Source organism: Bradyrhizobium sp. RP6 (assembly GCF_003837805.1).
In the GTDB taxonomy this organism is placed as follows: Bacteria; Pseudomonadota; Alphaproteobacteria; order Rhizobiales; family Xanthobacteraceae; genus Bradyrhizobium.
In genome coordinates this window covers 155723-181922 of the sequence record NZ_RQIT01000009.1, presented here as the reverse complement: position 1 = coordinate 181922, position 26200 = coordinate 155723, and the positions used below count along the sequence as shown (strand labels likewise).

The 26200-nt window shown below is 61.8% G+C and carries 20 protein-coding genes; 9 read left to right on the top strand and 11 right to left on the bottom strand.

The features are described from left to right. Positions 1–18: 18 nt before the first annotated feature. Genes tssL through EHH60_RS18940 form a run of 5 tightly spaced genes read right to left on the bottom strand, consistent with a single transcriptional unit; the run spans position 19 to position 6759 of the window. The gene (gene tssL / locus EHH60_RS18960; RefSeq protein WP_124160960.1) at positions 19–1551 is read right to left on the bottom strand and encodes a type VI secretion system protein TssL, long form; all 1533 of its coding nucleotides are present in this window, start codon (positions 1549–1551) and stop codon (positions 19–21) included. Continuing rightward, the gene (tssK, locus tag EHH60_RS18955; protein ID WP_199751573.1) at positions 1548–2885 is read right to left on the bottom strand and encodes a type VI secretion system baseplate subunit TssK; all 1338 of its coding nucleotides are present in this window, start codon (positions 2883–2885) and stop codon (positions 1548–1550) included. Before tssK ends, tssL begins: the two co-directional genes overlap by 4 nt. Before the next feature lie 47 nt (positions 2886–2932). Further along, positions 2933–4309: a type VI secretion system-associated FHA domain protein TagH gene (gene tagH / locus EHH60_RS18950; protein ID WP_124160958.1), complete on the bottom strand. Its 1377-nt coding sequence runs from the start codon at positions 4307–4309 to the stop codon at positions 2933–2935. 12 nt (positions 4310–4321) lie between these two features. Next, positions 4322–4861, bottom strand: coding sequence for a DUF6931 family protein (locus EHH60_RS18945; protein ID WP_244430064.1), 540 nt, complete (start codon positions 4859–4861; stop codon positions 4322–4324). A gap of 29 nt (positions 4862–4890) precedes the next feature. Next, a complete protein-coding gene (locus tag EHH60_RS18940) occupies positions 4891–6759 on the bottom strand; it encodes a type VI secretion system Vgr family protein (protein ID WP_124160957.1) in 1869 nt (622 codons plus the stop codon). Positions 6760–7117: 358 nt separating this feature from the next. Here EHH60_RS18940 and EHH60_RS18935 point away from each other — a divergent pair, with 358 nt between their 5' ends. The 9 genes from EHH60_RS18935 to EHH60_RS18895 all read left to right on the top strand — a co-directional run bounded on the left by EHH60_RS18935 (position 7118) and on the right by EHH60_RS18895 (position 19192). Then, positions 7118–8431: a type VI secretion system protein TssA gene (locus EHH60_RS18935; RefSeq protein ID WP_124160956.1), complete on the top strand. Its 1314-nt coding sequence runs from the start codon at positions 7118–7120 to the stop codon at positions 8429–8431. A gap of 124 nt (positions 8432–8555) precedes the next feature. Further along, complete coding sequence (gene tssB / locus EHH60_RS18930) at positions 8556–9083, top strand: type VI secretion system contractile sheath small subunit (RefSeq protein WP_124160955.1); 528 nt, start codon at positions 8556–8558, stop codon at positions 9081–9083. 17 nt (positions 9084–9100) lie between these two features. Further along, complete coding sequence (gene tssC, locus EHH60_RS18925) at positions 9101–10600, top strand: type VI secretion system contractile sheath large subunit (protein ID WP_199751570.1); 1500 nt, start codon at positions 9101–9103, stop codon at positions 10598–10600. Between the two features lie 50 nt (positions 10601–10650). Further along, entirely contained in the window at positions 10651–11136 is a 486-nt protein-coding gene (locus EHH60_RS18920; RefSeq protein ID WP_018318179.1) for an Hcp family type VI secretion system effector, read from the top strand. Positions 11137–11360: 224 nt separating this feature from the next. Then, positions 11361–11867 (top strand): type VI secretion system baseplate subunit TssE, encoded by a 507-nt coding sequence (gene tssE, locus EHH60_RS18915; protein WP_245454524.1) that lies wholly within the window; start codon positions 11361–11363, stop codon positions 11865–11867. Between the two features lies 1 nt (position 11868). Beyond that, entirely contained in the window at positions 11869–13836 is a 1968-nt protein-coding gene (gene tssF, locus EHH60_RS18910; protein ID WP_124160952.1) for a type VI secretion system baseplate subunit TssF, read from the top strand. Continuing rightward, positions 13800–14864, top strand: coding sequence for a type VI secretion system baseplate subunit TssG (gene tssG / locus EHH60_RS18905; RefSeq protein WP_124160951.1), 1065 nt, complete (start codon positions 13800–13802; stop codon positions 14862–14864). Before tssF ends, tssG begins: the two co-directional genes overlap by 37 nt. A gap of 96 nt (positions 14865–14960) precedes the next feature. After that, positions 14961–17600, top strand: a complete 2640-nt coding sequence (gene tssH / locus EHH60_RS18900) for a type VI secretion system ATPase TssH (RefSeq protein WP_124160950.1) — start codon at positions 14961–14963, stop codon at positions 17598–17600. A 5-nt stretch (positions 17601–17605) separates the two neighbouring features. Further along, positions 17606–19192 carry a class I SAM-dependent methyltransferase gene (locus EHH60_RS18895; protein ID WP_199751564.1) on the top strand — a complete coding sequence of 529 codons (1587 nt, stop codon included), beginning with the start codon at positions 17606–17608 and terminating at the stop codon, positions 19190–19192. A gap of 120 nt (positions 19193–19312) precedes the next feature. Here EHH60_RS18895 and EHH60_RS18890 read toward each other — a convergent pair whose 3' ends face one another. The 6 genes from EHH60_RS18890 to fsrB form a co-directional block, all read right to left on the bottom strand. Further along, positions 19313–20449 (bottom strand): matrixin family metalloprotease, encoded by a 1137-nt coding sequence (locus tag EHH60_RS18890; RefSeq protein WP_158626749.1) that lies wholly within the window; start codon positions 20447–20449, stop codon positions 19313–19315. Positions 20450–20705: 256 nt separating this feature from the next. Beyond that, entirely contained in the window at positions 20706–21725 is a 1020-nt protein-coding gene (locus EHH60_RS18885) for an OmpA family protein (RefSeq protein ID WP_124160947.1), read from the bottom strand. Positions 21726–22033: 308 nt separating this feature from the next. Next, positions 22034–23062 (bottom strand): hypothetical protein, encoded by a 1029-nt coding sequence (locus EHH60_RS18880; protein ID WP_124160946.1) that lies wholly within the window; start codon positions 23060–23062, stop codon positions 22034–22036. Between the two features lie 81 nt (positions 23063–23143). Then, on the bottom strand, positions 23144–23707 hold the full coding sequence (locus EHH60_RS18875; protein ID WP_124160945.1) for an OmpA family protein: 564 nt from the start codon (positions 23705–23707) through the stop codon (positions 23144–23146). 266 nt (positions 23708–23973) lie between these two features. Beyond that, positions 23974–24789 (bottom strand): hypothetical protein, encoded by an 816-nt coding sequence (locus EHH60_RS18870; RefSeq protein ID WP_124160944.1) that lies wholly within the window; start codon positions 24787–24789, stop codon positions 23974–23976. An 88-nt stretch (positions 24790–24877) separates the two neighbouring features. Beyond that, positions 24878–26170 carry a siderophore utilization protein FsrB gene (gene fsrB, locus EHH60_RS18865; RefSeq protein WP_124160943.1) on the bottom strand — a complete coding sequence of 431 codons (1293 nt, stop codon included), beginning with the start codon at positions 26168–26170 and terminating at the stop codon, positions 24878–24880. Positions 26171–26200 lie beyond the last annotated feature (30 nt).

Below are 26200 nucleotides of genomic sequence, written 5' to 3'. Positions count from 1 at the left end.
GTGAGCCGTGGAGCCTGCTTATTCACTGCGTTCGATGAAGATCTCGACACGCCGGTTCTTGGCGCGTCCGTCAGGCGTCGAATTGGGTGCGATCGGCGCGTCCGCTCCCTTGCCTTCGACGTCCACGCGCGAACCATCGGTCAGGCCGGGCTTCAGCGCGGCGGCAACCGCCTTGGCGCGCTCGACCGACAGCTCGAAGTTCGAAGGGAAGCGCACTGTGCGGATCGGCGAGCTATCGGTGTGACCGACGACCCGGATTCGTCCCGGCTCCTTGTCGAGGGTTGCTGCGACGCGGGCCGCAACCGGCTTGAAGCCGTCGAGGATGGTGGCCTGGCCTGACGAGAACAACGCGAGGTCACAGACCCTGATCACGATAAAGCTCGCGGTCTGGTCCGCGGTCATGGCACAGGCGGTGTTCTCCTTGGCGAGCGCATTGCGGATGCGCTGCAGCTGGGTGATACGGTCCGGCGGTGGCGGCGGAGGTGGCGGAGGCGGCGGTGCAATGACCTTGCGCTTGAGCTCGATCGGATCGCTGGGATGCAGCGCCAGAGCGACTTCGGCAGCGTTCTCCGCCCGGCCGGCCAGCAGCGTCCGCAGGACGAAATAGGACCCCGTCAATAGCGCGGCGGCCACGGCTGCCACCAGCCAGACCGGAACGCGGAGACGCTGCCGGCGACCGGCCAGCGCCTGCCCCCTCCAGTTGGGCGACAGGTCGCTCACCGTCTTGGGACGGACCCGGCGCAACAATTCGTAGAGGTTGCGCTGGATCACCTGCAGGTTCGCAAGCCCGCCTGCCGACGTACGGTGGATGCCCTGGAAGCCGAGCGCGAGACAGGCATGCTGCAGTTCGAGCACTGGATAGTTGATCAGCGGATCAACCTTCAAATGGTCGAGGATCTCGAAGAAACGGACACCGCCCACACGCTCGCCGAAGAATCGGCTCAGCATGGAATATTGCGTCCAGACGTGGCGCTCATCGGTCGGGATGTGCTGCACGATATCGTCGGCGGTGGCGCATAGGATGTATTTCGCCGTGTTGGCCTGTTGCTCGGAGATGCCCGCCGAACGGATATCCTTCTCGAAGAATTTGATCGCGTCTGCGACCTGCTCCATCAGACTTGCGAATGAGGCACGCATGAGCGCCACGCGCAACCGGCCAAGCAGTTGCAGCAAAGGGCCGGCCGCGCGCATCACCGGATTGGCGTTTGGCGCCACCAGATCGTCGACGCGCAACGGCGGTCCGGGCGGCAGCATCCCCTGCTGCACCGGTGCCTGCGCGGGTGTCGATATCCATTCCTCGGACGGCTGGCTGGTCGGCGCAGAGGCGTAGCTCGGGCGCTGCGGAATGGGAGAAGAGGATGACGGCGAGGAAGGCGCGGGCGCGCCGGGAGACGGCACAGGTGACGGCGAATAGCTTGGACGGGCTGCGGGTCCCTCGCCCGCGGGAGGCTGAGCCGCGGGCGCCGGCGGCAACCTCCCGCCGGGATTGGGACGAATGATCGTCCGCTCGCCCCGACCGAAAGGATTGACCGGCTTGTCCCTGTCGCTCATGGCCTGTCTTCCAGGATGGCCCAAAGGTACAGCTCGAGCTCCGGCCAGTCGCCGGAGAAATGCATCCCTATCGAGGCTGCCGTGCTGAACTCCGGCCATAGCGGCGACTTGCGATCGAGATAGAAATAGACGTGATCGGTGATGGCCCGGATGTGCGGCGGCGGGGTCGGCAGGTGCACCAGCGTCAACCCTGGCAAGTTGGCGTGCACGATCTCGTTCATCTTGGTGTTCGGGCCGACCTTGAACAAATGCGGGAAGTCGTTCTGGATCTCCACGAGCGGCCGCCGTGCGGCGACCTCCAGCACCAGGGTCGCATTCCGGAACAGCGCTCGGTCGCGGATCGGCGACACGAACGCATTCTGGGCACGCTCGATGATCTCCAGGCGGATCGCCCGCCGGCCCAGCCGCGCGCTCAGGAAGTCCTGGATGTCGCTCACCAGGGGCGTGAAGATATTCTCGAGATCGTCGTGATCGTACGCCGGATAGTTGCGAGCACGGCGTTCTGGTGTGGCAAACGTCGCAAGCTCGCCGGCAAACCTCAGCAGCTCCTCGTACAGCCGTTCCGGATGAACGCTGCCCGAACGCTGGAAATGGGTCAGCACGGGAATGGTCCGGTTCAGCACCTGCAGCACCAGATAGTCGACGCTCTGCAACCCGCCCCCGGACGACGGATCGACCGCGTAACGTGCCAGCTCGTCGAGCTTGGTCTCGACCCAGCCGATGATGCGATTGAGCCAGCCGTCGATGATGGGATGTGCGGCGCAGACCAGCATCGGCGGCACGAACTTGTCGTCGAACAGGATGTTCTTGTCGCGCACTTCCAGAATGCGCGCAATGCCGAGTCCCATGTATCCCGGCTTGCTGGTCTTGCGCAGTTCGAACGACAACCGCGGATAAGCGATGTCGATCTCTTCCTCGATACGCAGCGCCGAGGTCGAATCGATGAAGGTCTCGGACGTACGAACATAGCGACTGGCGCTGTCGGTGCGATCCTCATCAACCTCGCGGGTGTTTGGCGCGGCGATCGGCATCATCAGCCAGACGATCTGGCCGGCGGCAGAATCCGGCACCTCGATCGCTTCCGGAATCGGGCTGTCCGCGGGGATGTCGAACGGCGTTCCGTCCGGCATGACGCCGGACGCGTTGCGTACCGCGAACTTGCTCTGTTCGGTGAGGTCCTTGTCGATTTCGAGCTGGGCAAATCCCCAGGGGTATGGCGTTGTGTAGCGAACGCGCTTTTCCAGCAAATGTTCGAAATAGCGATCGTTCTGCTGCAGATGGTGCGGCCGCAGAAACAGTCCTTCTGACCAGAAAACCTTGCTGTACCAAGACATTCCTACATCCACTCAGCAGCGTTTGGCGACCGCGTGGTCGCCGATAGTCACTTTGAGCCGCCCTTGTCGGCGCGGTCGTAATAGTCCGAAAAATGCATCATGAAAGTATCGATCGGCGCGCTATTGTCGCGGCCGAGATGCGCCTTCCAACGCGTCAGGAATTCGTCCCAGAGTTTGCCCTTGTTCGAGCCGAACCAGGAGTTTGCGCCGCGCTGAAGCTCGAGCTCGCGCGCCATGAGCGTCGGATCGATGCCGGCGATGAGCTCGTGGACGGCGTGCTGCATCGCCATGTACGTCTTCAACTGATGCGATTTGAGGTCGCCGAAGCCCTGCGCGAAGGCTCGTTGCGCGTCGAGATAGCTGCGCGTCCGCGGCCCGAACAATATGCGCATGGCCTCTTCCGACGTCGGCGAGAATTTCAGCGGGTTGTTCTCCACGGCCTGGACAGTCGTCTGGCTGGTGCTGCGGGTCAGCTGCTTGGCCTGAGTTCGCGCCTGCAGCAGCGCCATCAGATTGTCTACGGTCATGCGCAAGATCGTGCCGAGCTGTTCGGCGAGCTCCGCGTCGGTCTTGTTGGCAAAGAAATTGTCCGGCAACCCCGCAGCACGTGCCACCAGCCGCGCGAACTCGGTATCGCCGACCGGCTTGGCCGCGGCTGGCCCTTCGCCCACCACTTGTGCCGGGCGGGACTGCTCAAGGGGTGGCCGGGCCGGCGATGGCGGCGGCTGGACGGGCGCTGTTTCATCATCGGTCCACACCGATGGCCGGCGCGGTGTCGGCATGGCGGGTGTTGCCTCGACCAGTGCTCTCGGCGTCGCGACCGGGCCGGCGGCCCAGCTCATGTCGTCCTGCGCATCGGGCTGGTGCGCAGGCGTCGGCGATGGACGTCGAAACGGATCCACTCCCGGCGCCGGGACGCTCGCGGCCCAATCCAGAAACTCCGGATTGATCGGCCGCGCCGCCTCGCGTGGGTTCTTCAGCTGCTGTGGATCGATCGGCGGCGGCACGTCGCGGTCGGCCGCCCAAAGCTCCTGGTACCCGGCATGCTGCTGGACGGGAGAAGCGCGCGGTTGCGCCTCGCGGTCCGGGGCGCGCCCGCCCGCCTCGTCCTCCAGTGAAACGCCGATGATGTAGTGGCCAATGGTAAGTCGATCGCCATCGCGCAACCGGTGTGGCCCCCGGATGCGCTGGTCGGCGCCATTGAGAAAAGTGCCATTGGTCGAGACGTCATGCAGCCAATACGCGCCGTCGCGAAAATGCACCTCGCAATGCTTTCCGGAAATCATCCGCGTCGGATCGGGCAACGTCCAGTCGAGGTGACGGTCCCGGCCAATATCGACCGACCGCCTGCCCGTGACCGAAAACGATACAGGGCCGCCGTCCGGAAGATTCGGTTCGTTCTCGATATTGAAGCGAAGCACCATCTCATCGTCTCGTCAGCGCGGAGGGCGCGGTTCGCCGCGTGCCAATTGAATACCATCCTCCAGGCATGCCGTCATTATCCGGTCCCTGGACTCGCGGGGCAGTCGGCAAAGGGCGATCAGCAAGGCCGCCCGCACCGCGCGCGCGGCTTGGTCGGGCTTGGCCTCGACCGGGGCAAATTCTGCCGGAACCACGCTTCCGCCGGACCATCCGGCCGCCAGCGCCAGCCACGTCGCCGGCTGCTCGGGATCGTTGGCATTGCCGACCGCGAGCGCCTTGTTCCGGGATTGCTCGTCCGGCTGCCGGACCCAGGTCTCCACGAAATTCAGCGACCTGCTGTCGTTGGCATCGAACTGGTCGAACATCCGTCGCAGCGAGCGGCATCCCCAGGCAACCGCCACGCGCCTGGGCAGCAGATAGGCGCAGAAAGATACGGCTCCGTGCCAATTGCGCGCATCGGTGGCGTCCTGAAGGAAGTCCAGCGAAGGCTTGTCGACCTCGGCCTTTCCGACGTCGTGGCGCGCCATGGGATAGGCCTGAAACAGATCCTGCACCGTAGCAAACCGAGCCTGGCTCATAGTGGTCAGCCGACAAGAGTTGGAAGGCCGTGGGCGCCCAGCGGTCCCCCGGCTGCTAGTGCCATGGCGCCCTGCGCGGTCATCGCGATAGTCGGCGCGTTGATGACGATACCCGCAGGGGTCAGGATGATCTGGCTGGGGCCAACCTGCAGGGTGATGTTGACGTTCGCCATGAGCGTGATGGTCAGGCCCGCGGTGACGGACTGATCCATCGTCATGGTGATATGTTGACCTCCCAGCGCGATGTCGAGCTTGTCATTGCCGTTGACGAGGGTGGTCTTGCGGGTGTCGCCACCGAACGCGGCTTCGCCGATGGTCCGTGTCTCGGTGTCGCGGACCGTCACGTCGTGGTCCTTCTCGGCGTGCACCGTGATCTTCTCGGAGCCCTTCTTGTCCTCGAAGTGCCACTCGTTGTAGCCGCCGCCCCCCTTGGTGGAGTCCGATTTCAATCCCGCGATGGTCTTCTTGGACGGCAGATCGTAGGGCAGCTTGTATTCGTCGTTATACACCGTCCCGATCACCAGCGGCCGGTCCGGATCTCCTTCCAGGAATTCCACGACCACCTCCTGCCCTACGCGCGGAATGATCTGACCGCCCCATTTCTTGCCGGACCAGACCTGGGCGACGCGCAACCGGCATGACCGCTTTTTCTTCCGGTCCCAGAAGAAACGGACATAGATTTCGCCGAGATTTTCGACGTCGATTTCCTCGCTTGAATTGTCGTCCTTGGTCACCACCTTGGCGGTCTGGACACCGTTGATCCTCGGCTTCGGCGTCAGCATCGGCGCGCGGAACGGCCGATCGCTCGGCAGAAACTCGTAGCTGCCGAAATAGACGTGCTGGCCGGCATCGCTCGGGCCGCCAGTGCGATAGGATTCGATCGAGAACGAATGGGTGGCTCGCACCACGAGATATTCGATGTTCTGCGAGTCCTTGTGGTGCTTTTCGAGCTTGGTCAGTCCGCCGGGGAACAGGCTGACCGCGTCGCCGTTGCCCCGCCGCCGCCGGTCCATGGCCTGTTCGGACTGGAGCTGGATCTTCGCGTAACGCTCGCCGTCGGATTTCTCCTTGAACTTGCCTGGATAGTCGTAGAATTCCATCTCCGACCGCGTGTAGTGCTCGTTACCCTTGGCGTCGCTGATCATCTGCGCGTTGGGCTTCTGGTAGTTGTAGTCGTTGAGCTCGACCTTGCCGGTCCGAAACCGACGCTCCGAGACCCATTCGTAGATGTGTTGCTCGCCGCGCCGATCGGCTCCCGTCAGCGGAATATAGGGTATCGTGGCAAGACCGTTGATCGGGCTGTGCGACGATTTGGAGTCCGCCAACACCAGCGTGTGCTTGCCGCCCTCATGCTTGAAATAGTAGTAGATGCCGTGCTGTTCCATCAGCCGGCAAACGAAATTCAGATCGGTCTCCCGGTACTGAACGCAATATTCGAGCTTCGGACAGGAGCCCTCTTCGGTCAGCTTGGATTCATAATCGGTGAAGCCGCGATCGTTGAAGACCTCCTTGATGATGTCGGGCGCCTTCTTGTCCTGCCAGATCCGGCAATCGGTGGTTCGCGACAACAGCCATAGCCAAGGCCTCAGTACGATCCGATAACTGAAGTAGTCGTTCTTCACCCCCAGCCATTGGGCTTCCGTGAGAATGCCGCTGAACTCGCGTTCCTTTTCGTGCAGCTTGATGGTCAGCGTGCATTGCTGACCGATCGCGCGGTCGAAGTCGAGATCGGCATCCTCGCTGAGACACTCGATGCGATATTCGAAGAGTTCGCTAAGTCCTTCCGAAGCCTCGTACCCGACGAAAACCAGAACGTCTTTGCCGAGAGGCGTCTTGAGCTCGCAGAGGCGGGTATCCTGGGTAAGCTGGCCCATGTGGGCGTTAACTCCCTCTTCGTCCGCGTGATCGGCAGAAGTGCGGATCAGGCGTCATGCAAGAACCACGGAAATCCCTTCTGCCGCTGACAGGGCCGGCAAGTCCGCCCAGAGGGTGGGTGGGCCTTCTGACGCGCCACGGCAGCCGTCCAAAGAACCACCTCGCCCCTCAAGTATAGTCGCCTCCAAGAGCTTGCCGGTTCACGCGAAACTGTCATGATCGTTTGGGGAATGAACCAGCGCCATCATGGATCTGACCTACCAAGGCAATCAGATCATGATCCTCCCCTGCCCGATCCGCTGGACGACACGGGCTTCGGCAGAGGGGCGGATGGCTTAGGAGACGGACGATCCTCGCATGCTCGACGTCGCATCCCTCACCCAGGCCATAGCGGCCGATGATCCCTGCGGGCCGGACCTCGACGCCGCCGGCGACATCCAGTACCTCAATTTTTTCGCAGGTGCGGAATCCCTGCTGCCGATGTCGTATTTCGAGGTCGTCAACGCCAACGGAGAGCGCGGACGCTTCGATCCGAAGGCCGTCGATATCGCGGGCCAGTTTGAGGCCGTACGGCCCCTTCTGGCGCGCACCCGCGATCTGCGCCTGAACATGCTGCTGGCCAAGTTCTCCATCCTCAACCGGGATCTCGACGGCTTTCTGAATTGCCTGAAGGCGACCACCACGCTGCTCAGGGATCAGTGGGAAGCGGTGCATCCCAGGGCCCAAGACGGCGACTATGCGCTTCGGGCCGTCACGGTCGAGGCGATCGATGTGTTTCCAACCGTGATCAATCCCCTCCAATTCCTTCCGCTGATCGAGAACCGCAGGCATGGCAGCCTCAATTACCGGGCCTATCAGGTCGCCAAAGGCGAAGTTGCCCCCGGCGATGCCGACGCGGGCGGCCCCGATCTAGCGACCATCGAGCGCATCATCGGCGATACCGATCTCGACACCCTCAAGGCCGTGAGTGCCCGGTGCTCGGCGGTCGCGGCTGAAATTTCGGGCCTCAAGGCGATCTGGCACGAAAAGTTGAACACGGGTCAACCCATCAGCCTCGATCGAGTCTCCGGAGTCGTAAACGGTATGGCCGCGTGGCTTGCGGGTCTTGTCACGGAGCGTGATCCGGCCGCAGTGGCCGCGCTATCGGACGATGCCGCACCGGTTGACGCGCAAGCGCCACTGGAAACGACCGGCGCGCTGGCTTCGTCAGCGCAGGCCACCGCAGCACTTGCGGCCGCGGCGGACTATTTCTCCCGAATGGAACCGTCCAACCCGGCGCTGTTGCTGGTGCGCCAGGCGCAGGAAATGGTCGGCAAGTCATTCATCGAGGTGATGCGGATGCTGGTGCCCAGCCACGTGGAGAGCGCCGCGATCAACATCGGACGCGACAAGGTTTTCGACCTGCCGATCGAGCGGATGGCGGAGCTCGCCATAACCCCCTCATCCACGGTCGAGAACGCATCTCAAGATATTGTTTTTTGTGTAGAAAACAGAACTCAAGCTCTGGGCCTGCTGGCAAAGGTGGCGGCATTTTTCCGAGCCGCAGAGCCGTCCAGCCCGATCCCTTTTTTGGTCGATCGCGCGCGCGATCTCGCGCAGCGAGACTTCCTCAGCCTCTTGAATGACGTCCTGCCCGAGGGGGCGCTCAAGACAATCGACAAATCGCATTGAACCCGCTTTTCGCTCGACGGCACTAACAGGACATAAGGAAGCTTGTCGACCGCGAGTTGAGCCGCCTTATCAGCCTGCGTCGCGCAAGTCGGTTTCCAAAGCGATTTTGTAGAGAGGGCAGCCAATGGCTACGGACAGCGGTCAAAAATTCATTCGGCGAAACCGCGCACCGCGCGTGCACATCACCTACGAAGATCCCTACGACGCCGAGCGGCTGATCGAGCTGCCGTTTGTCATGGGCGTCCTCTCCGACCTTTCCGGCAACAACGCCGGCGTCGAGAAGTCCAAGGTCGAGGAGCGCAAATTCCTCGAGTTCGACATGGACAATTTCGACAACCGCATGGCGGCAATTCAGCCCGGCGTGACGACACGCGTGGCTAATCGTCTGGGCGATGCGCCCGACGAGAAGATTTCCGTTGCCCTGCGCTTCAACAAGATGGCCGACTTCTCACCGGTGGCAATCGCTCGGCAAGTTCCAGCCACGGCCAAGCTGCTGGAGGCACGCGAACAGCTCGCCAACCTGCTGCGCTACATGGACGGCAAGGCGGCCGCCGAGGATCAGTTGAAGAAGCTTCTCAGCGATCCGCAACTGATGGCCGCGCTGCAGGAGCGCGCAGCCAGCCAGCCGACCGAACCCGACGTTGAGAAATAAGGGAAGGACTGGGGACCATGGCAAAAGAAGCTCAGAAAGCAACCGTTACTCAGCTCGGGACCGTCGAGGCTGACGAGTTCGCGACCCTGCTGAAGCAAAGCTTCAAGCCTCGCACTGAACGCGCGGCGACCGAAGTCGAGAACGCGGTATCAACGCTCGTCCAGGAGGCGTTGAAGGACACCAGCGTCATCAAATCCGACGTCCTCGACACGATCGAGGAGATGATCGCGCGGATCGACCAGAAGCTCACCGCGCAGATGAATGAGATCCTCCACGCACCGGAGTTCCAGGCGATCGAAAGCGCCTGGCGCGGTCTGCATTACCTCGTCTTCAATTCCGAGACGGACGCCAATCTCAAGATTCGCGTGATGAACGTCTCCAAGAGTGAGCTCTATCGCAACCTCCGGCTTTACCCGGACGCCCGCTGGGATCAGAGCCCGCTGTTCAAGCAGGTCTACGAGTACGAGTTCGGCCAGCTCGGTGGCGAGCCGTTCGGCTGCCTCATCGGAGACTACTACTTCAGCCATCTGCCCACCGACGTGCAGTTGATGCGCGATCTCAGCAAGATTGCCGGCGCGGCCCACGCCCCCTTCTTCGCCGGGGCCGAACCCACGCTGATGGGAATGGATTCGTGGACCGAACTGTCCAATCCGCGCGATATCGGCAAGGTGTTTGACACGCCGGAATATGCGGCATGGAAGGGTCTGCGCGACCAGGATGACTCACGCTATCTCGGTCTCTGCATGCCGCGGGTACTGGGTCGCCTCCCCTACGGCGCCAAGTCTGAGCCTGTGGAGGAGTTCGCCTTCGAGGAAGAAACCGACGGGCATACCGGCGACAAGTACGGCTGGATCAACGCCGCCTACGCGATGGCAGTCAATATCAACCGCGCCTTCAAGGAATTCGGCTGGTGTACGCGCATCCGCGGTGTGCAGTCCGGCGGCGAGGTCATCAACCTGCCGACGCACACGTTCCCGACCGACGACGGCGGCGTCGACCTGAAATGCCCGACCGAGATCGCCATTAGCGATCGTCGCGAGCACGAACTTGCAAAGGCGGGCCTCATCCCGCTGATCCATCGCAAGAACACCGACAAGGCGGCCTTCATCGGTGCGCAGTCGCTCTACAAGCCGAAAAAGTATTTCGGCGAGAAAGGCGTGGATGCAACCGCGTCCGACAACCTATCGTCACGTCTGCCCTACATGTTCGCAGTGTCTCGCTTTGCGCACTATCTGAAGTGCATGGTTCGCGACAAGATCGGATCCATGAAGGAGAAGGATGAGCTGACGGTCTGGCTGCAGACCTGGATCAACGAATACGTTGATGCCAATCCAGCCCTGTCGTCAGAAGCTCAGAAAGCGCGCAAGCCGCTGGCCGCTGCGAAGGTTGAGGTCATAGCAAACGAGGAGAACCCGGGATACTACAACGCACGCTTCTTTCTCCGTCCCCACTTTCAACTTGAAGCGATGGACGTCGGCCTCAGCCTCGTCTCGCGCCTGCCGGGCCCGAGCTCCTGACGTCACGCCATCACGACCTTCAATATCAAGATTTTTGAGAGGACTATGCTATGGCTGTCGATATTTTCTTGAAACTCGATCCGATCAAGGGCGAATCGAAGGACGACAAACACCCCGACGAAATCGATGTCTTGAGCTGGTCTTTCGGCGAAAGCCAGACCGGTACATTCCACAGCGGATCCGGCGGCGGCGCCGGCAAGGTCAGCGTCCAGGATCTCCACTTCACGCACTTCGTCGACAAGGCCACGCCGGAACTGTTCAAGGTCTGCGCGAATGGCAAGCACATTGACACCGCGATCCTCACCGTTCGCAAGGCCGGCGAGAACCCGCTGGAATATCTCAAGATCGAGATGAAGCAGGTTCTGGTCACCAGCGTGTCGACCGGCGGGTCGCACGGCGAAGATCGTCTCACGGAGAACGTGAGTCTGAATTTTGCGAAGGTCAAGATGACCTACAAGACCCAGACGGAGAAAGGCGCCGCCGGCGCGTCGCCGACCTTCGGCTGGGACGTTCCTGCCAACAAGGAATGGGCTTGATCTACGGGTCATCGTCTGGCGCCGGTTACCGATAGCGGAAACCGGTGCCATACGACGCGATCCCGCCCGCACCTTTAGGGCTATCCCGGCTTTCGGGCTGGACGCTTGATCACGGCAGGTCACGCCGGACGCCAATTGCCGCCCCCGAAGCTGCATAAGCGCTGGCCGACATGGGGACCGAAATGACGCTTACGCCCAAAAAAGATCGGCTTTCTCCACCGCTCATGCTGGCCTTTCGCGCGGCTCACGAGGCACGTGATGCGCGCAAGGAGCTCAATCTGCGCGACCAGTCCGGTGAACGGATCATCGCAGGCCGGCGCAGCACGGGACGCCATCCGATCTCGGAAACATTGCTGAGGCGCGAGGTCTCCCATGACCTCGAAACGCTCCTGAATACGATCGCTCTGGAATCGACGCTGGACATGACCGGCCGGGATTGCGTGCGAAAGTCGATCCTGAACTACGGCTTCCCCGATATTGCCCATCGCTCGATCGACGAGGTCACGGACGATGAACTCAGCGACGCGCTGCGCGAGACCCTGACGACTTTCGAGCCGAGGCTCGATCGCAAGACAATCCGCGTCCGCCGCGACGGCTCGGTCGGCCCCGAGCAGCTCAAGCTGCGCTTCATCGTTCACGCCGACATGAAAGCCGAACCGCTCAACGTTCCCGTGGAATTCGTCGCCGACGTCGAGCTCGACAGCGGCGATATTCAGATCAACCGACTTTAGCATGAACCGCGAATTCCTGGACTTCTACAATCGTGAACTGTCACTGCTATACGAGCAGGCGGGAGACTTCGCCGAAGAATTCCCCGGAATCGCGGAACGCCTCGGCGGCCTGATCCGGGATCGCTCGGATCCGATGATCACCGGCCTGCTGGAGGGCGCCGCGTTTCTCGCCGCCCGCGTCCAGCTGAAGCTCAAGCACGAATTTCCGGAATTCACTACAAACCTGCTCGAACAGCTGGTTCCTAACTATCTTGCCCCGACTCCGTCGGCCATGCTGGTCGCGGCGCAGCCCCCCTATGCGGATCCGGCGCTGCGCGACGGCAAGAAGATCGCGCGCGGCGCGTACTTCGACGCCACGTACCGCGAGAGAGAACGAAGCCTCGCCTGCCGATTTCGACTTTGCCGCGACATCGTGCTTTGGCCGTTCGACCTCAGCGGCGCCGAATACTTTTCGACAGCCGGCGCACTGCAGGCACTCGGGATACCGGTCGGCGGCGACGTCATAGCGGGACTGAGACTGTCGTTGACCCACCGTACCGCGGCCCGGCTCGATGAGGAACCGCCCGACACCGAAGCCCGGACCAAGCCGGAAACCTGGTTTGCAGGCTGCCGCGTGGGCGAGCTCCCGATCTACCTCACCGGCGCGGAGTCAGATTCCATCGCGCTTTACGAGCAATTGATCTCGAATTGCAGGGGTGTCTACTTCCGCCATCTCGACGACTTCGGCGATCCCGTGGTGACGCGTGCGCCGGCCGACTGCGTTCAACAGATCGGCTTCGATGAGAACGAGTCGCTGTTTCCCAACGACAATCGGATCTTCCGAGGCTCGGAGCTGCTGCGGGAATATTTCGTATTTCCACGCAAGTTCCTTGGGGTCAACCTGACCGGACTTCGCAGCGTGATGCCGCGGCTGCGCAGCAAGTCGATCGACATCGTCTTCGCTTTCGATGAACACAATTCGCGGCTTGCCGCCGCGGTGCGTCCCGACAGCTTCAAGCTCTATACTGCGCCGGCGATCAATCTGTTCGAGAAGACGAGCGATCGTATCCCGGTCAAATCGAATACCCACGAATACCACGTGGTGCCTGATCGTAGTCGCTATCTCGAATACGAACCGCACCAGGTGATCGAAGTCTACGCGCACCTTCCGGCGGAGAAGGACAAGCGGCTGGTGCGCCCGCTGTATTCGGCTGCCGTCAACCCGGCCAGCGCATCGGTCGAGGGTCTCTATTTTACCGTCCGCCGCCTGCCTCGACGCCGCACGATGGAGGAGAAGACGTATGGCTCATCGTCCGACTACACCGGGACCGACATGTTCCTGTCACTGCTCGAGCCCGGTGAGCTGAACGGAGAAAACCCGGTTGCCGAACTCAGCGTCCGGGCGCTGTGCTCCAATCGGCACCTCACGGAGCACCTGCCGGTTGGCCACGGCGGCGCTGATTTCCGCCTGCTGGATGATACGTCCCTCGATCTGGTGTGCGTCGCCGGTCCCACACGTCCACGGGAGCCGGTGGTGGCTCAGTTGCGCAGCCGCAGCGAGATTGCCAATAGCGGAGTTGTCAGTTGGCGGCTGATCAACATGCTGAGCCTGAACTACCTTGGCCTTGTCGAGCGTGGTGGCGGCAAGAACGCCGGAGCGCTGCGCGAAATGCTGTCTTTGTTCGCCGACCAGTACGACGACGCCACGGAACGTAAGATCCGCGGCGTGCGCACGATCGAAAGCCGGCCGGTGGTGCGGCGGGTGCGAGAGCGCACGGGGAGCGGCGCAGCGCGCGGGCTGGAGATCAGCGTCGTACTCGACGAGAAGGCTTTCGAGGGGAGCGGCGTGTTCTTGCTCGGAGCGGTACTGGAGCGTTTCTTCGCCGATTATTCGGGCTTCAACACGTTCACCCAGACAGTCATCTCAACGCCGGAGCGCGGCGAGATCATGCGGTGGCAACCGCGCATGGGCACGCGGAGACCGTTGTGACGCTGATCGACCAGATGAAGTCCGAACCCTGGCGGTTCGATTTCTTCAATACGCTGCGCCAGCTGGAGCGAGCCAACCGGGATCGACCGCGGATCGGTGACAGCGCCGCTCGCCGCGAGGAGTATGTCGACCTCGGTCAAGTCCCCTATCTGGAGTTCCCCGCCTCCAATCTTGCAGTGGTCGACGACCAGAACGGCCGGCTCAGGATACTCGTCAAGTTTCTGGGTCTGCTCGGGCCGCAGGGTGCGCTGCCGCTTGCCAGCACCGATGAAAGTCTCAGCTGGTGGCTGATGCGGGATGATGCTTTCCCGCGATTTCTCGACCTGCTCAACGGGCGGTTCCTGCAGCTGTTCTTTCGCGCCTGGGCCGATGCGCGGCCGATCGCGCAGCACGATCGGCCGGCAGAGGATCGCTTCATCGCCTATGTCGGCTCCTTCGCGGGCCTAGGCTCCGACGTCTTCGCCAATCGGGACACGGTACCGGACATGGCGAAGCTCGGCTTCGCCGGGCTTATCGCCCCAAGGGCGAAATGCGCGTCACGGCTGACGCGGTTCCTGCAGGGGCTGTTCGATGTCAAAGTCGAGATCGACGAATTTGTCGGGACCTGGCTCGCGTTCGACCCAAGTCACTGCAGCCGGATCGGACAGGCCCATGCCAGCCTCGGTCGAGACGCTCTTCTCGGCTCACGGGTGTTCAGCGTCGAGGACAAGATCAGGGTTCGGGTCTTCGTCAAGAATTTTGCTCAATACGAGCAGTTCCTGCCGACCGAAAGCCGCAACTTGTCGGAGCCGCTGGCGGACGCCGTCTTCTTTTATATCGGCGACGAACTGGAGTGGGAGGTTGAACTCGCCATTCCAGCGGGAGAGGTCGTCCCGGTCAGACTCGGCCAGAGCGGACGACTTGGATGGACCACCTGGGTCTCGCCGAACTGGACGTCCACGGAAGAATATCGCCGCGATGCCCGCTTTCAGCTTGGCGAGCGCTTGAGAGCCCGTCGGAGCAGCGCAGCGGATGCAGCGGCGATTTGAACCTATCGGCCGCACCTGTTGTCCTAACATCATGGGATTCGAGGCAATTCCGCCAGGTGCGAGGCATCCGCGGAGCAATTGAGCAGGAGGGCCGCCGTGACCGACATCAGCCTTGAAGCGGTAACCGGCAAGCTGAACCGGGCTGGCTATGACGCCTTCATACAGGCCCTCCGCCACGCCAAGAGCGCTGGCAACCGCAACGTCGAGCTTGCGCACTGGCTCTTTCATATCCTGCAGCAAGACCGCACCGACCTCAGCCTCTCGGTCGACCACTACAAGCTCGACCGGTCACGGTTGCTGTCGGACCTTGCTGGCGTGATCAACGGCTTCCGCAAGAACGAAACCGATATGCCGGGCGTCGCCAATCCGGTCATCGATCTTCTCGATCGCGGCTGGCACTACGCCACGCTCTTCTTCGGCGAAACCCAGATCCGCACCGGCCATCTGCTGGTGGCCGGGCTCAAGTCGAATGACATCCGTCGCACGCTGAACAACCTCTCCCAGGAATTTGCAAAGGTGAACGTCGACGCATTGGCCGCGGAGCGCCGCGCCATCTGGGCCGGCTCCGACGAGGAATCCATGCGTCCGATGGACGGCTCGGGGCTAGTCGGCGCCGGCGCGGAGGGTGCGGATCAGGCAAGCCCCAAGGGCACGACGCCGCTCGACCGGTTCTCGCAGGATCTCACAGCCAAGGCCAAGTCGGGCGAGATGGACCCGATCCTGGGTCGGGACGAAGAGATCCGCCAGCTGGTCGACGTTCTGATGCGGCGGCGGCAGAACAATCCGATCCTCACGGGCGAAGCCGGCGTCGGCAAGACGGCCGTGGTCGAGGGATTCGCCCAACGAATTGCCGCCGGCGACGTGCCGCCACCGCTACGCGGTGTCAGGCTCTGCGCGCTCGACATCGGCCTGATGCAGGCCGGCGCCTCGATGAAGGGCGAATTCGAGCAGCGGCTGCGTTCGGTGATCGATGAGGTGCAGAGTTCACCGACCCCTATCATCCTGTTCATCGATGAAGCTCACACACTGATCGGCGCCGGCGGCGCGGCCGGCACCGGTGATGCAGCCAACCTCCTGAAGCCTCCCCTCGCCCGTGGCACGCTGCGCACGATCGCCGCCACCACGTGGGCTGAGTATCGCCAGTACATCGAGAAGGATCCCGCGCTCACGCGGCGCTTCCAGCCGATCCAGATCGACGAACCTGACGTCGAGACCTGCTGCGTGATGCTACGGGGTCTTCTCGGCCCGATGGAAAAGCACCACGGTGTTCGCATTTCCGATGCTGCAATCGTTGCAGCCGTCAACCTCTCGCACCGCTACATTCCCTCGAGACAGCTACCGGACAAGGCCGTCAGCCTGCTCGACACCGCTTCGGCCCGCGTGGCGATCAGCCAGAGCGCGACACCGGCCTTGATCGAGGATACGCGCGTCGCGATCACCGCTCGCGAAGCTGAGAAATCGGCGCTGGTCAACGACAGCGACCTGGGCATCGAGGACAACGAGCGCGCTGCCGCGATCGACAGCGATATCGCAGCACTGAAGGACAAGTTGACGAATCTCGAGGCCGACTGGGCCAAGGAGCAGGAGCTAGTCAAGGACATCCGCAGCATTCGTGACATCCTGTCCGAACCCAAGGAAGATCAGGATCCGGCCGCCAAGCGCGCTGAGCTGCGCGGCAAGTTCGAGACGCTGGAGGGCATCAATCCGGAAAAACGGATGGTCTACGCCCATGTGGACCAGCAGTCGGTGGCGTCCGTGGTGTCCGACTGGACCGGCATCCCGGTCGGCCGGATGATGCGGGACGAGATCGAAACCGTGCTGAAGCTGCCGGAGATCCTCAACCGCCGCGTGGTCGGCCAGTCCCACGGCTTGACGATGATCGCCAAGCGAGTTGAGACCAGCCGTGCCAAGCTGGACAACCCGTCGAAACCGATCGGCGTGTTCATGCTGGCCGGACCGTCCGGGGTTGGCAAAACCGAAACCGCCCTGGCGCTCGCCGAAACCCTCTACGGCGGCGAGCAGAACATGATTACGATCAACATGTCCGAGTTCCAGGAGGCGCATACGGTCTCGACCCTCAAGGGAGCGCCTCCCGGCTATGTCGGGTATGGCGAAGGCGGTCGCCTCACGGAGGCTGTCCGGCGCAAGCCCTACAGTGTCATCCTGCTCGACGAAGTGGAGAAGGCCCATCCCGACGTCCACGAGATCTTCTTCCAGGTGTTCGACAAAGGAGTCATGGAGGACGGCAACGGGCGACGGATCGACTTCAAGAACACCTTGATCATCCTGACCACCAACGTCGGCACCGATCTGATCATGGGGCTTTCGCGCGATCCGAAGTATCGTAGTGAGCCGGAAGAACTCGCCAGGATGCTGAGGCCGGAATTGCTCAAGGTATTTCCTGCCGCACTGCTCGGGCGCATCGTTTCGATCCCCTACTTCCCACTCTCGGACGAGATGCTCGCCGGCATCGCCCGGCTGCAGCTCGACCGCATCGGACGGCGACTGCGCGACAATCACAACGCGGCCTTCAGCTACGACGATGCAGTCGTGGAGCACATCGTGTCACGCTGCAACGATCCGGACTCCGGCGGACGCATGATCGACAACATCATCACCAATACCCTGCTGCCGGAGCTGTCGCGCGAATTTCTCAGCAAATCGCTTGCCAAGGAAGAGATCAGGCAGACACGCGTCTCGATCGCGGACGACAAGTTCGCATATTCGTGGAGCTGAGCGCGATGAACATTCAGTCGCAGCATCGCCATCCGGTTACCGGCCCCACACCGTATGATGAGGTCTACTACCCGGGCCACGTCTACGGGCTCACCCACCCCAATCATCTCGCAACGATCGCCACCGTTTACGGCATGCAGCCTGCTCCGGTCGAGCATTGTCGGGTACTGGAGCTCGGCTGCGGCGTTGGCGGCAACCTGTTGCCGATGGCCTTTCAATACCCGGACAGTGAATTCGTCGGCGTCGACCTGAGCGGCGTGACGATCGAGCGCGGCCAGCAGAATATCGCGACCTTGGGTCTGAACAACATCAAGCTTCTGCACTGCGACATCATGAATGTCGACGCAAGCTTCGGGAAGTTCGACTACATCATTGCGCACGGCGTTTACTCCTGGGTACCGCCCCACGTGCGCGAGAAGATCATGGCGATCTTCAAGCAGAATCTGGCGCCGCGCGGGGTCTGCTATGTCAGCTACAATGCGCACCCATTCTCCCATCTTCGCGACATGGTCCGCGACATGATGCGGTATCACACCCGCCGCCTCACCGGCATGAAGGAGAAGGTCGGACAGGCCCGCGCGATCCTGAAGTTCCTGAGCGAGGGCTCCAAGGCCAACACGGTGCATGGTGCGATCATGCGGGACCAGTACAATCGTGTCCTCAAGGCTCCGGACGAATTGTTGTTTCACGACGACCTCGACGACGACGCAACCGCCTTCCTGCTGCACGAGGTCGCCGAGGATGCCGCCCGCCACGGCCTGCAGTATCTCGGCGATTCCCATTTCGCGCGCCGCTATCTCGCCGGCCATTCCGAGGAGGTCCGCGCCACGCTGCAGCGCTTCCCGGAGAGCGAGTTCATGGCGCGCGACCAGTATCAGGACTTTGTCGACGGCAACGGCTTCCGTCGTACCTTGTTCTGCCACGACGACGTTTCCCTCAACCGGCAGATCGACGTGGATTTCGTCAAGCGATATCACCTCCTGAGCACGACCAGCCCGCTCGATCCCCAGGCGTGCCTGACCGACGATTCCCCGATGGAGTTCGAGAACCACGATGGCAGCAGGATTACGGTGACCAATCCGATTCTGAAGGCCGCGCATTTGTGCCTCGGACGGGCCTGGCCGCGGGCGCTGTCATTCAGCGAGTTGCTGGATGGTGCGCGCGCGCTGCTGGACGGCCGCCGAGCCGATGATGACGAACGGGTACTGACGGATGCGATGTACATCCTGGCCTGCAGCGGCGAGGTCTCCTTCCTGGTCTCGCCGCCCTTCCTCTTGACGGAGGTTACCGACCGCCCGCAGGCGAGCTTGCTGGCCCGCAAGCAGTCGCAGACAGGTCCGCTGGTCACCAACCTGCTCCATCAAACGGTACAGCTGGAGGACGACCGTACGCGGCATTTCCTGCAACTGCTCGATGGCGCTCGTACCATCGACCAGATCACGGCCGAAATGGCCGCAGCATTCGGGTCGACCGTCCGGGTCGAACAAAAGGACAAGGACGGAAATCCGGCCGAACCGCTGTTGCTGTCAACCCGAGAGAGCGTCGAACGCTCGCTCGCGATGGTTGGCAAGCTGGGCTTGCTGGTCGCGTGATGCGATAGCGATCCAACTCAAGACGACGGCGCCAGACCACCGCCGGGGACGACGAGATACGCGCCTGACCTTCCGAGCTTGGAATTTTGCTATTGCTACATCAAAGGTAGGCGTGCGTTGTCACGACGGGAGCTGGACCAGCGTCTCGCATGGGATGATTATGTTGTTCAACTGCACGGTCGGGTTCATCAGGAAGCCCGTGTTGTTCTTTGTCGTGATGTGGCCCAGACCGAGGGCATGCCCGATCTCGTGCGCGGGCACAATATTGGTGTTCACGCTTCCGGGCGTTGCGGGATTGAACCATAGCATCCGATTGCCGGGATCGCCGCGCCCGGCAACGTTCGAGTCCTCGTCATCGATGATTTGGGTTGAAATGAACATGGTGATCGCCGCACGATTAGTGACGAGCGACTTGAGATCGTCAAATCGGAAATCCTGTGCCGTGGTCAGTGGGCCGAAGCCGGAGCGGATGCTGAGCTTCTTGTTCGGATCGATCGGCACTAGCCGGCCTTCGGCGGTCACGGCATCGACGATTCGGCTTGTGCCAGATGTGAACGTCAGGTTTGCCTGATTGTCGTAGATCCGACTGACGACGGTGGTAACGGCGCGCTGCGTAGCGATCATGAGACCGTTGGCGAGCGTCGCCCGACCGAGATGGACCACGTCGATCGGAATCGAAGACGCCTTGCGCACCTGGAGGCGAACCGGGATCGGACCCCTCTGGCCTTCGACGATGACGCTCAAGGCGGCATCACCCTCCAGACGTCCGATGACCGTGACGGTGTCGCTCGTTCGTTCGAGGATTTCCACCTTAGGACTCTCGAGGGCAAATCCCACCGCGGCGCCATTTGTCCCTTTCAACTTCAGCTTCCGCGTCTTGCCGATCGGAACCATCTGGCGAACCGGCGCAAGGCCGTCGAATGCCGACCATTCGCCGCCGACCAGTCTGAGCCTTGCGGCGCTGAAGCCGCGCGCATCGCATGGTCCGAATATCGGACCGTCCGGCGTGATCGTCACGTTCACGTCGAGCCCGCCGCCCTTGCGACGGTTGAACATCAGACGCATGCGCTTGATCGTATTCTTTTCAGGGTCGACGCGACCGTCGTGCAGCAGGCCAGTTTGGGCATTCTGAAACACGAGTATCGCGTCGATCACCGGCTCCATGGCGTCCGGCGTGTTGGTCAGATCGTTGATATCGAGCGTTCCGTCGGCCCCGCCGTCCTGGGGCGCGATGCCGTTCAACAGCGTCTTGATCACGAAGATATCGTCCGGCTGGTTCGAACCCTTCAAGCCAACGGATTCCGCGATGGAGAAGCCGACCAAGTTGACGGGTTTCAGGTTGATCACCATGGTCCGCTCCGTCCGATGATCTCCGCGTTTTCCGATGGGTCTCATCGGGGCTTATGAGGTTCAAAGGATACGGCGGCGATCGCGACGACTTCCCATTCTACCGTACCTTTCCCGCCTCTGACCAAACCTGCGACATGAACAGCATCGCATGCTGCCCGAGCCTTCAACTCGGTCCAGTCCAATGGGAAGGATTCGAGACGTACATCTTTCCTCGCGTCACGAAAGCGGACAATTCAAGTCCAACACCCAAAAGCGGCAAGTCAAGCACAATGACGCCCGAGCCCTTGGCTGCCTCGAGTCCTCCGTACAGCGTGTGAAGTGCATTTCTCACGTTCTGAAGTATTCCAACAGCCGTAAAGGCGTTTCGCGCATTTAGCGTGGGCGCGACGTATTTACCGTTTTTCAAGCCATCGACGAAGTACTTGCTGTGATGGATGGATTGCAGTGCCGATTTCGAGATCAGCTTTTCGGTAAATGCGACATTGACGCCCCAGTCATTCAAGGATTCATGGTCCAACTCATATGGAACCCTGAACCCAAAGCCGATGACAGCAACGGCCCCTCCGCTGCCTCCAAGACCCAGTCCCCACCGACTGCTAACAATCTGGAGATCAAAGGTCTCCAAATCTCCCAAGTTCACGACGTACGCGGTCGTGCTCTCGACGCCGCCGATCAACAACTGCCCACCAGACTTGACGCCGAAACCGAGCCAACGCTTGAAGAATTTGCGTTCCGCCGGATAGTATTGAGGTCTCGTTTGAGGCGGCGGTGGCGGCGGTGGCGGCGGTGGGTTTGGTCTATTCCAAACTGAGATGATGACACCACGCCAGGTCTCGTTTTCCACCCCATCCATTTCACCTGCATACATGGCCGCGCGTTCCCCTTTCGCCACCTCGGACGCGACTTTGAAATTGTTGGGCACTTGCTTGCGAAGCAAATCAACTACGGCCCGTAACCTGTTATGCGACAATAGCATGTTGAACTCGTCGCTACCGGTACGACTTGCAAGTCCTATGATTGTAAGGCTTCCTCCGTCCCTTAATTTCGGAGCGACGACATTATTCAGCCAATTGGAATGTTCCGGCTTTATGGCGAACTTGCCGACGTCAAAGTTGAACAACTTCGCCGCAATCGTATCCGATGCCTGAGATCCGTACTCCTGGATTTTTCCGGGTGATGCCATGTTGTTTATCTCCCAACGGAGAGACCGACTGCGAACGGGTAGAACTCAGATTGAAAGATCCGCCTATCAATTAATGGGTCGCTCCGGACGTTTTGGCGGTTCATCGTCGCCCTCAGATATCCCGTCGGGTACTTGGAGGTGCCATCGACGCCGTCGAGGTAGGTGAAGGCGAAGCCATAGGACACTCCGTGGTTTTGAGCGGAATGAGCGTACGCGGCGCTGGCTTCATCGCGATGTCGTAGCGAAGCCGTTCGGTACCGTCTGCAATCGCGAGAGGACCCTGCAGCTTCCATGCGATCTTCCGAGTGTTAGCCGGGGAAGTCGCGGAACTCCTTGACGAGATTGAACGGAATTTTCCACCCGGCGCCTCCCGCGCGCATCAGCATCTTGATGTCTTCCGCCCTGTTTTCTTTTCTGGTGTTCGGATCGGTCTCCAACGTGTGGCCTTGGCTGTCCCAAGGTTTGCTCGCGCTCTTCGAGTAGTAGCCGAGAAAATGCCCGGCTTCATGGGCAGACGTGTTGGGCCCGCGTTGTGAGCTGATGAAGGCAAGGTCTAACGATCGAGCAAACGATCCATTGGGGAACGAGCCATTGGATCGAAGCTTATCGACGCAGAAAATGGTTAGATGGGCGCCCTTTACTTTGTGTTGGACGAAGAAGCTCTTCAGTTTCTCGACCTCGATCACATCGGGAAAAGCTGCCAGGCTCGCATCCTTCATGCCAGTGGCATTGGCGAGCTCCCGTTTGACGGCAGCCTGCGAGTCGTCGATGACCAGCCAGTCGCTTGGCACTCGCTCGAAACGGATGTTGGCCTGTGGCCTCCATATACTGTTCATCGTCTGCAATTCATCTTGCTCGTTGCAGGGCTTCTTGGCGTGAAACGCCGGAGCGCCGCCGATCCCCGGAACCATGACGTTGCGGAACGCCACCTTGATCTTGATTTCCGGCAGCACGGCCACATGGAGCCTGGCTTCGATCTTCCGGCCAGCCGACCGAGCCACCACCTCCAGGCCGGGAAAGCCAATCGGCTTGATCCGGCCATTGATTTCGAAGAACCGTGCATCGCCGTTGAAGGTGGCAGGAAGTGACGCCGCCCTGAGCTGCGGATCGATATCGGGTCCGGAGAAGGTGTCTCTGGCTTGCACTATGCGTCTAAGGGTATCGGCGCCATCGATCTCCTTGATCCCGAGGGCATGGGGATTGGGATCGACTTTGAGCTTTCTTCCGGGGTCGATCAGCGCCACGATGTTGGAGCCTCCGAACGGCACAACCATGCCCGGCGGGCTGCGGCGCTCATCGACGCCGGAGCGGCGGAAGACCTCTTGAAAGGCGGCCATGTCTAGTTCTCCTGTCCTCGTCCGGTCCGACAACGGGAAACTCGGGCCCGAAAATGAGAGCCTCCGTCCTGTAGGAAGTGGCTAGATCGTCCCGCCGCCGGCGAAGATTTCGACGACCACGGCGCGATTGGCGGCCCTGTTCATCACGGTCGTGTTGTCCTTCAGATACTCGTAGTGTGAAGCGGGCTTGACGGAGAAGACGCGCGAGCGGGCGCTTGGGCCGAACAGGTGAAAGACGTTCCTGGCCCGGCCCGTGCGCAGGAAGACGTTGTTCCGTTCGCCCCCGGCGCTGTCGCTGTATCCGATGATCTGAAACTGCAACGACTTGTCGGTCTCGAAGCGGACGAGCTGCGCTGCCAACAGCGCATCGCGCTTGGCAATGTTCTTGAGATGCCGCCAGTCGACGCCGAAATCCCAGATGACGAGATACTGGCAGATGCCGGTCGGCGGGACCAGACTGACGTCCACACCGAGATGGCCGACCTCAGTGCGGGACGTTGCGACTTCATTGGCCACGTAGGGAAAGACGGCGGCGCTGTGAACCTTGGCAAGCGGCGAGCACTGCGGTTGCATCGCCATATTCGGCATCTGTTCCACCGGGCCCGGCGGCGTGTATTGCGGCAGTGGTTGCGGCGCGCGTCCCATGGCCATTTCTCCCGTTACTGGCGTGTCCTGCGCAAAGCCGAGCACTGGAGGGAGCCTCGGTTCCCACCACGGCTATGACTAGTAGTGACGCGAGCGGTCGGGAAAGTTCAAAGGCGAGGTGTGAGGCCCTCAACAGTCATTTCGGGGCGATGCGCAGCATCGAGCTATTGTTCCGGGCCAGCCCGGCTCGCCCACAGCGGCTGAGCCGGCCGCCTTGCCTGTGAAGGTCCAGGCGGAGGATTCGCCAGACGCTCGGGCTGCGGCGCCTAGCGCAATGGCAGCAGATCCAGCTGGCTCTGCGCCTTCTTGACGGCGGCCGTGTACCAGCTCTGGCTTGGTGCTTCCTTGGCGAAGCACTTCGTGTAGGCGTCCATCGCCTGATCTTCACGGGCCATGGCGTCCTGCGGGGTCTTCCTGGCCATCATCTGCTTCCAGACCTTCTGGCAGGCCGGGATCTCGGCCGTCTTCACGGCGTCAGATGTGACGATGAAATAGACCTTGTCGTCCTTTATGGCGACGACGTCGATCTCGTCCGGCGGGCCCTTGAGATCGCCATTGCCGCGCAGGCCGAGCACGGCGGCTGCCGCGCCGGCGGGTGCGGGTTTTGTGACCGGCAGCTCGGCATATTTGGCGAAGGCGGCGTCCTCGATCGCATGGTAGTAAAAGCGGTCCGCCTTGATCGCCGCGCCGCTCTCCTGCGGCACGCCGTCATCGCGGTGCTCGCGCAGCCAGTGCTTGAGCAAGGCCGTGGTCGTCACCACGGCCCGCGTCTTGCCGTCTTCGGACGCGAAAGCGAGCCCGTCGAGATGGCCGAAGCCAATGTCGCTCTTGAACAACGTATCGACGTTCGACCTGCCCTCGGCCGGGAGCCCCTTGATCGCGACTGGACCGACCAGGCCGCGCAGCACGCCGGCCAGCTCCTTCAGGGCCGCATCGTGCTGCTTGTAGATCTCGTCGCTCTCCTTGGCTTTCGAGAACTTTGCGATGTAGCGATCGCGCAGACCGAGATAGTTCTGCTCCGGCGCGGCAGCACGGGCAGGCGTGGCCAGGACGAGCAGGCAGAGCAAGGCGAGCAATCTCATTGCAGTTCCGGAAAGACTGGAGAGCGATCTCCCATCTTTGTGCCGATGCCGGGCGGGAAGGTTCATCCCTCGGTGGAATGCGGAAGTCCTACTCTGCCGGCGTGAGTTGCTGCCGGGTCAGGCGCATCGCAGCGGTCTCGCGCACGCGAACACGGGCGCGGCGCTTGCGCCACCAGATCACGACGCCGGTCACCGAGAGCGCCGCCACCACCAGCCCCATGACCGAGATCAGAATACGGCCGAACAGCCCGACGATACGGCCCGAATGCAGCGGAAACTGCGCCTGCACGAAGATGTCGGCGGCAGTGCCGACCCAGGGCAGCCGCTCGCCGATGGGGCGGCCGTCCTCGCTGTCGTAATAGAGCTGCGCCGGGCCGACGCCGCCGGCGCCGTGGTCGTCCCCGGGATGGAAGAAGGCGGCGGCATAGACGCCATGGGCCGGACCGTAATTGATCGAGCCGACCGGGATCGTCCAGCCGCGCGCCTTACCGTCCGCCGCCGCGCGCGCAGCGATATCGGCGAAGGTGACCTTGGGCTCGATGGGATTGTCGAGATCGCGATAGGGCCGTTGCTCATATGGCGTCGGCGTATAGTTCGACACCATCTTCATCAGCGGCGAGAATACCTCGAAATAGAGATTCAGCGAAAACGCAGTGAAGGCGATGACAAAGAGCACGCCCCAGGTCCACAGGCTGAAGGCACGATGGATGTCGAAATTGATCCGGTAGGCGCTGCCCGAGGTCTTGATGGTCCAGGCCGGCGCCCAGCGCGCCCAGAAGCCGCGCTCGAGCTGTCGCGCGACCTCAGGCGCCCGCGCCGCCTTGGCGCGCCGGCGTGAGGGCAGCGTCAGGTAGAAACCGACGAAGCAATCGATGGTCCAGATGATGGCGATCACGCCGAGCACGCGCATGCCCCAGCGGTCGCTGCCCCAGAACTCCGGGATGTGCATCGTGTAGTGCAGCTTGTAGAGGAACGAGACGAAGTTCTCACGCGTGACAGGCCAGACCGCGCCCCAATAGCGGCGGCCAAGCTCGGCACCGGTGTTGGGATCGAGGAAGACCTGGTTATAGTCGAGCGGGTAACGCTTGCCGGTCGCGGGGTCGATCCGCGGCATGACGAAGAACCACAGCGAGTGGTCCTCTTCCGGTGTCATGAAGAGGTAAACGACGCGTGCACGGGGATCGCGCTGTTCGATCATCTTGGCCAGTTCGATCGATGGAATGGCCGGGCCCTTGCTGCTGACGTCGAACAGATGGCTGTTCAGGACGTCGTCGAGCTCGTGATCCCACGAGATGATCGCGCCGGTAACGCCGGAGAAGAACAGGAACCCAGCCGTGAGCAGTCCCGCCCAACGATGCAACCTGCCGAATACCGCTCTCATCGCCTTCCACTCTCATCCAGCGGTCGGGCC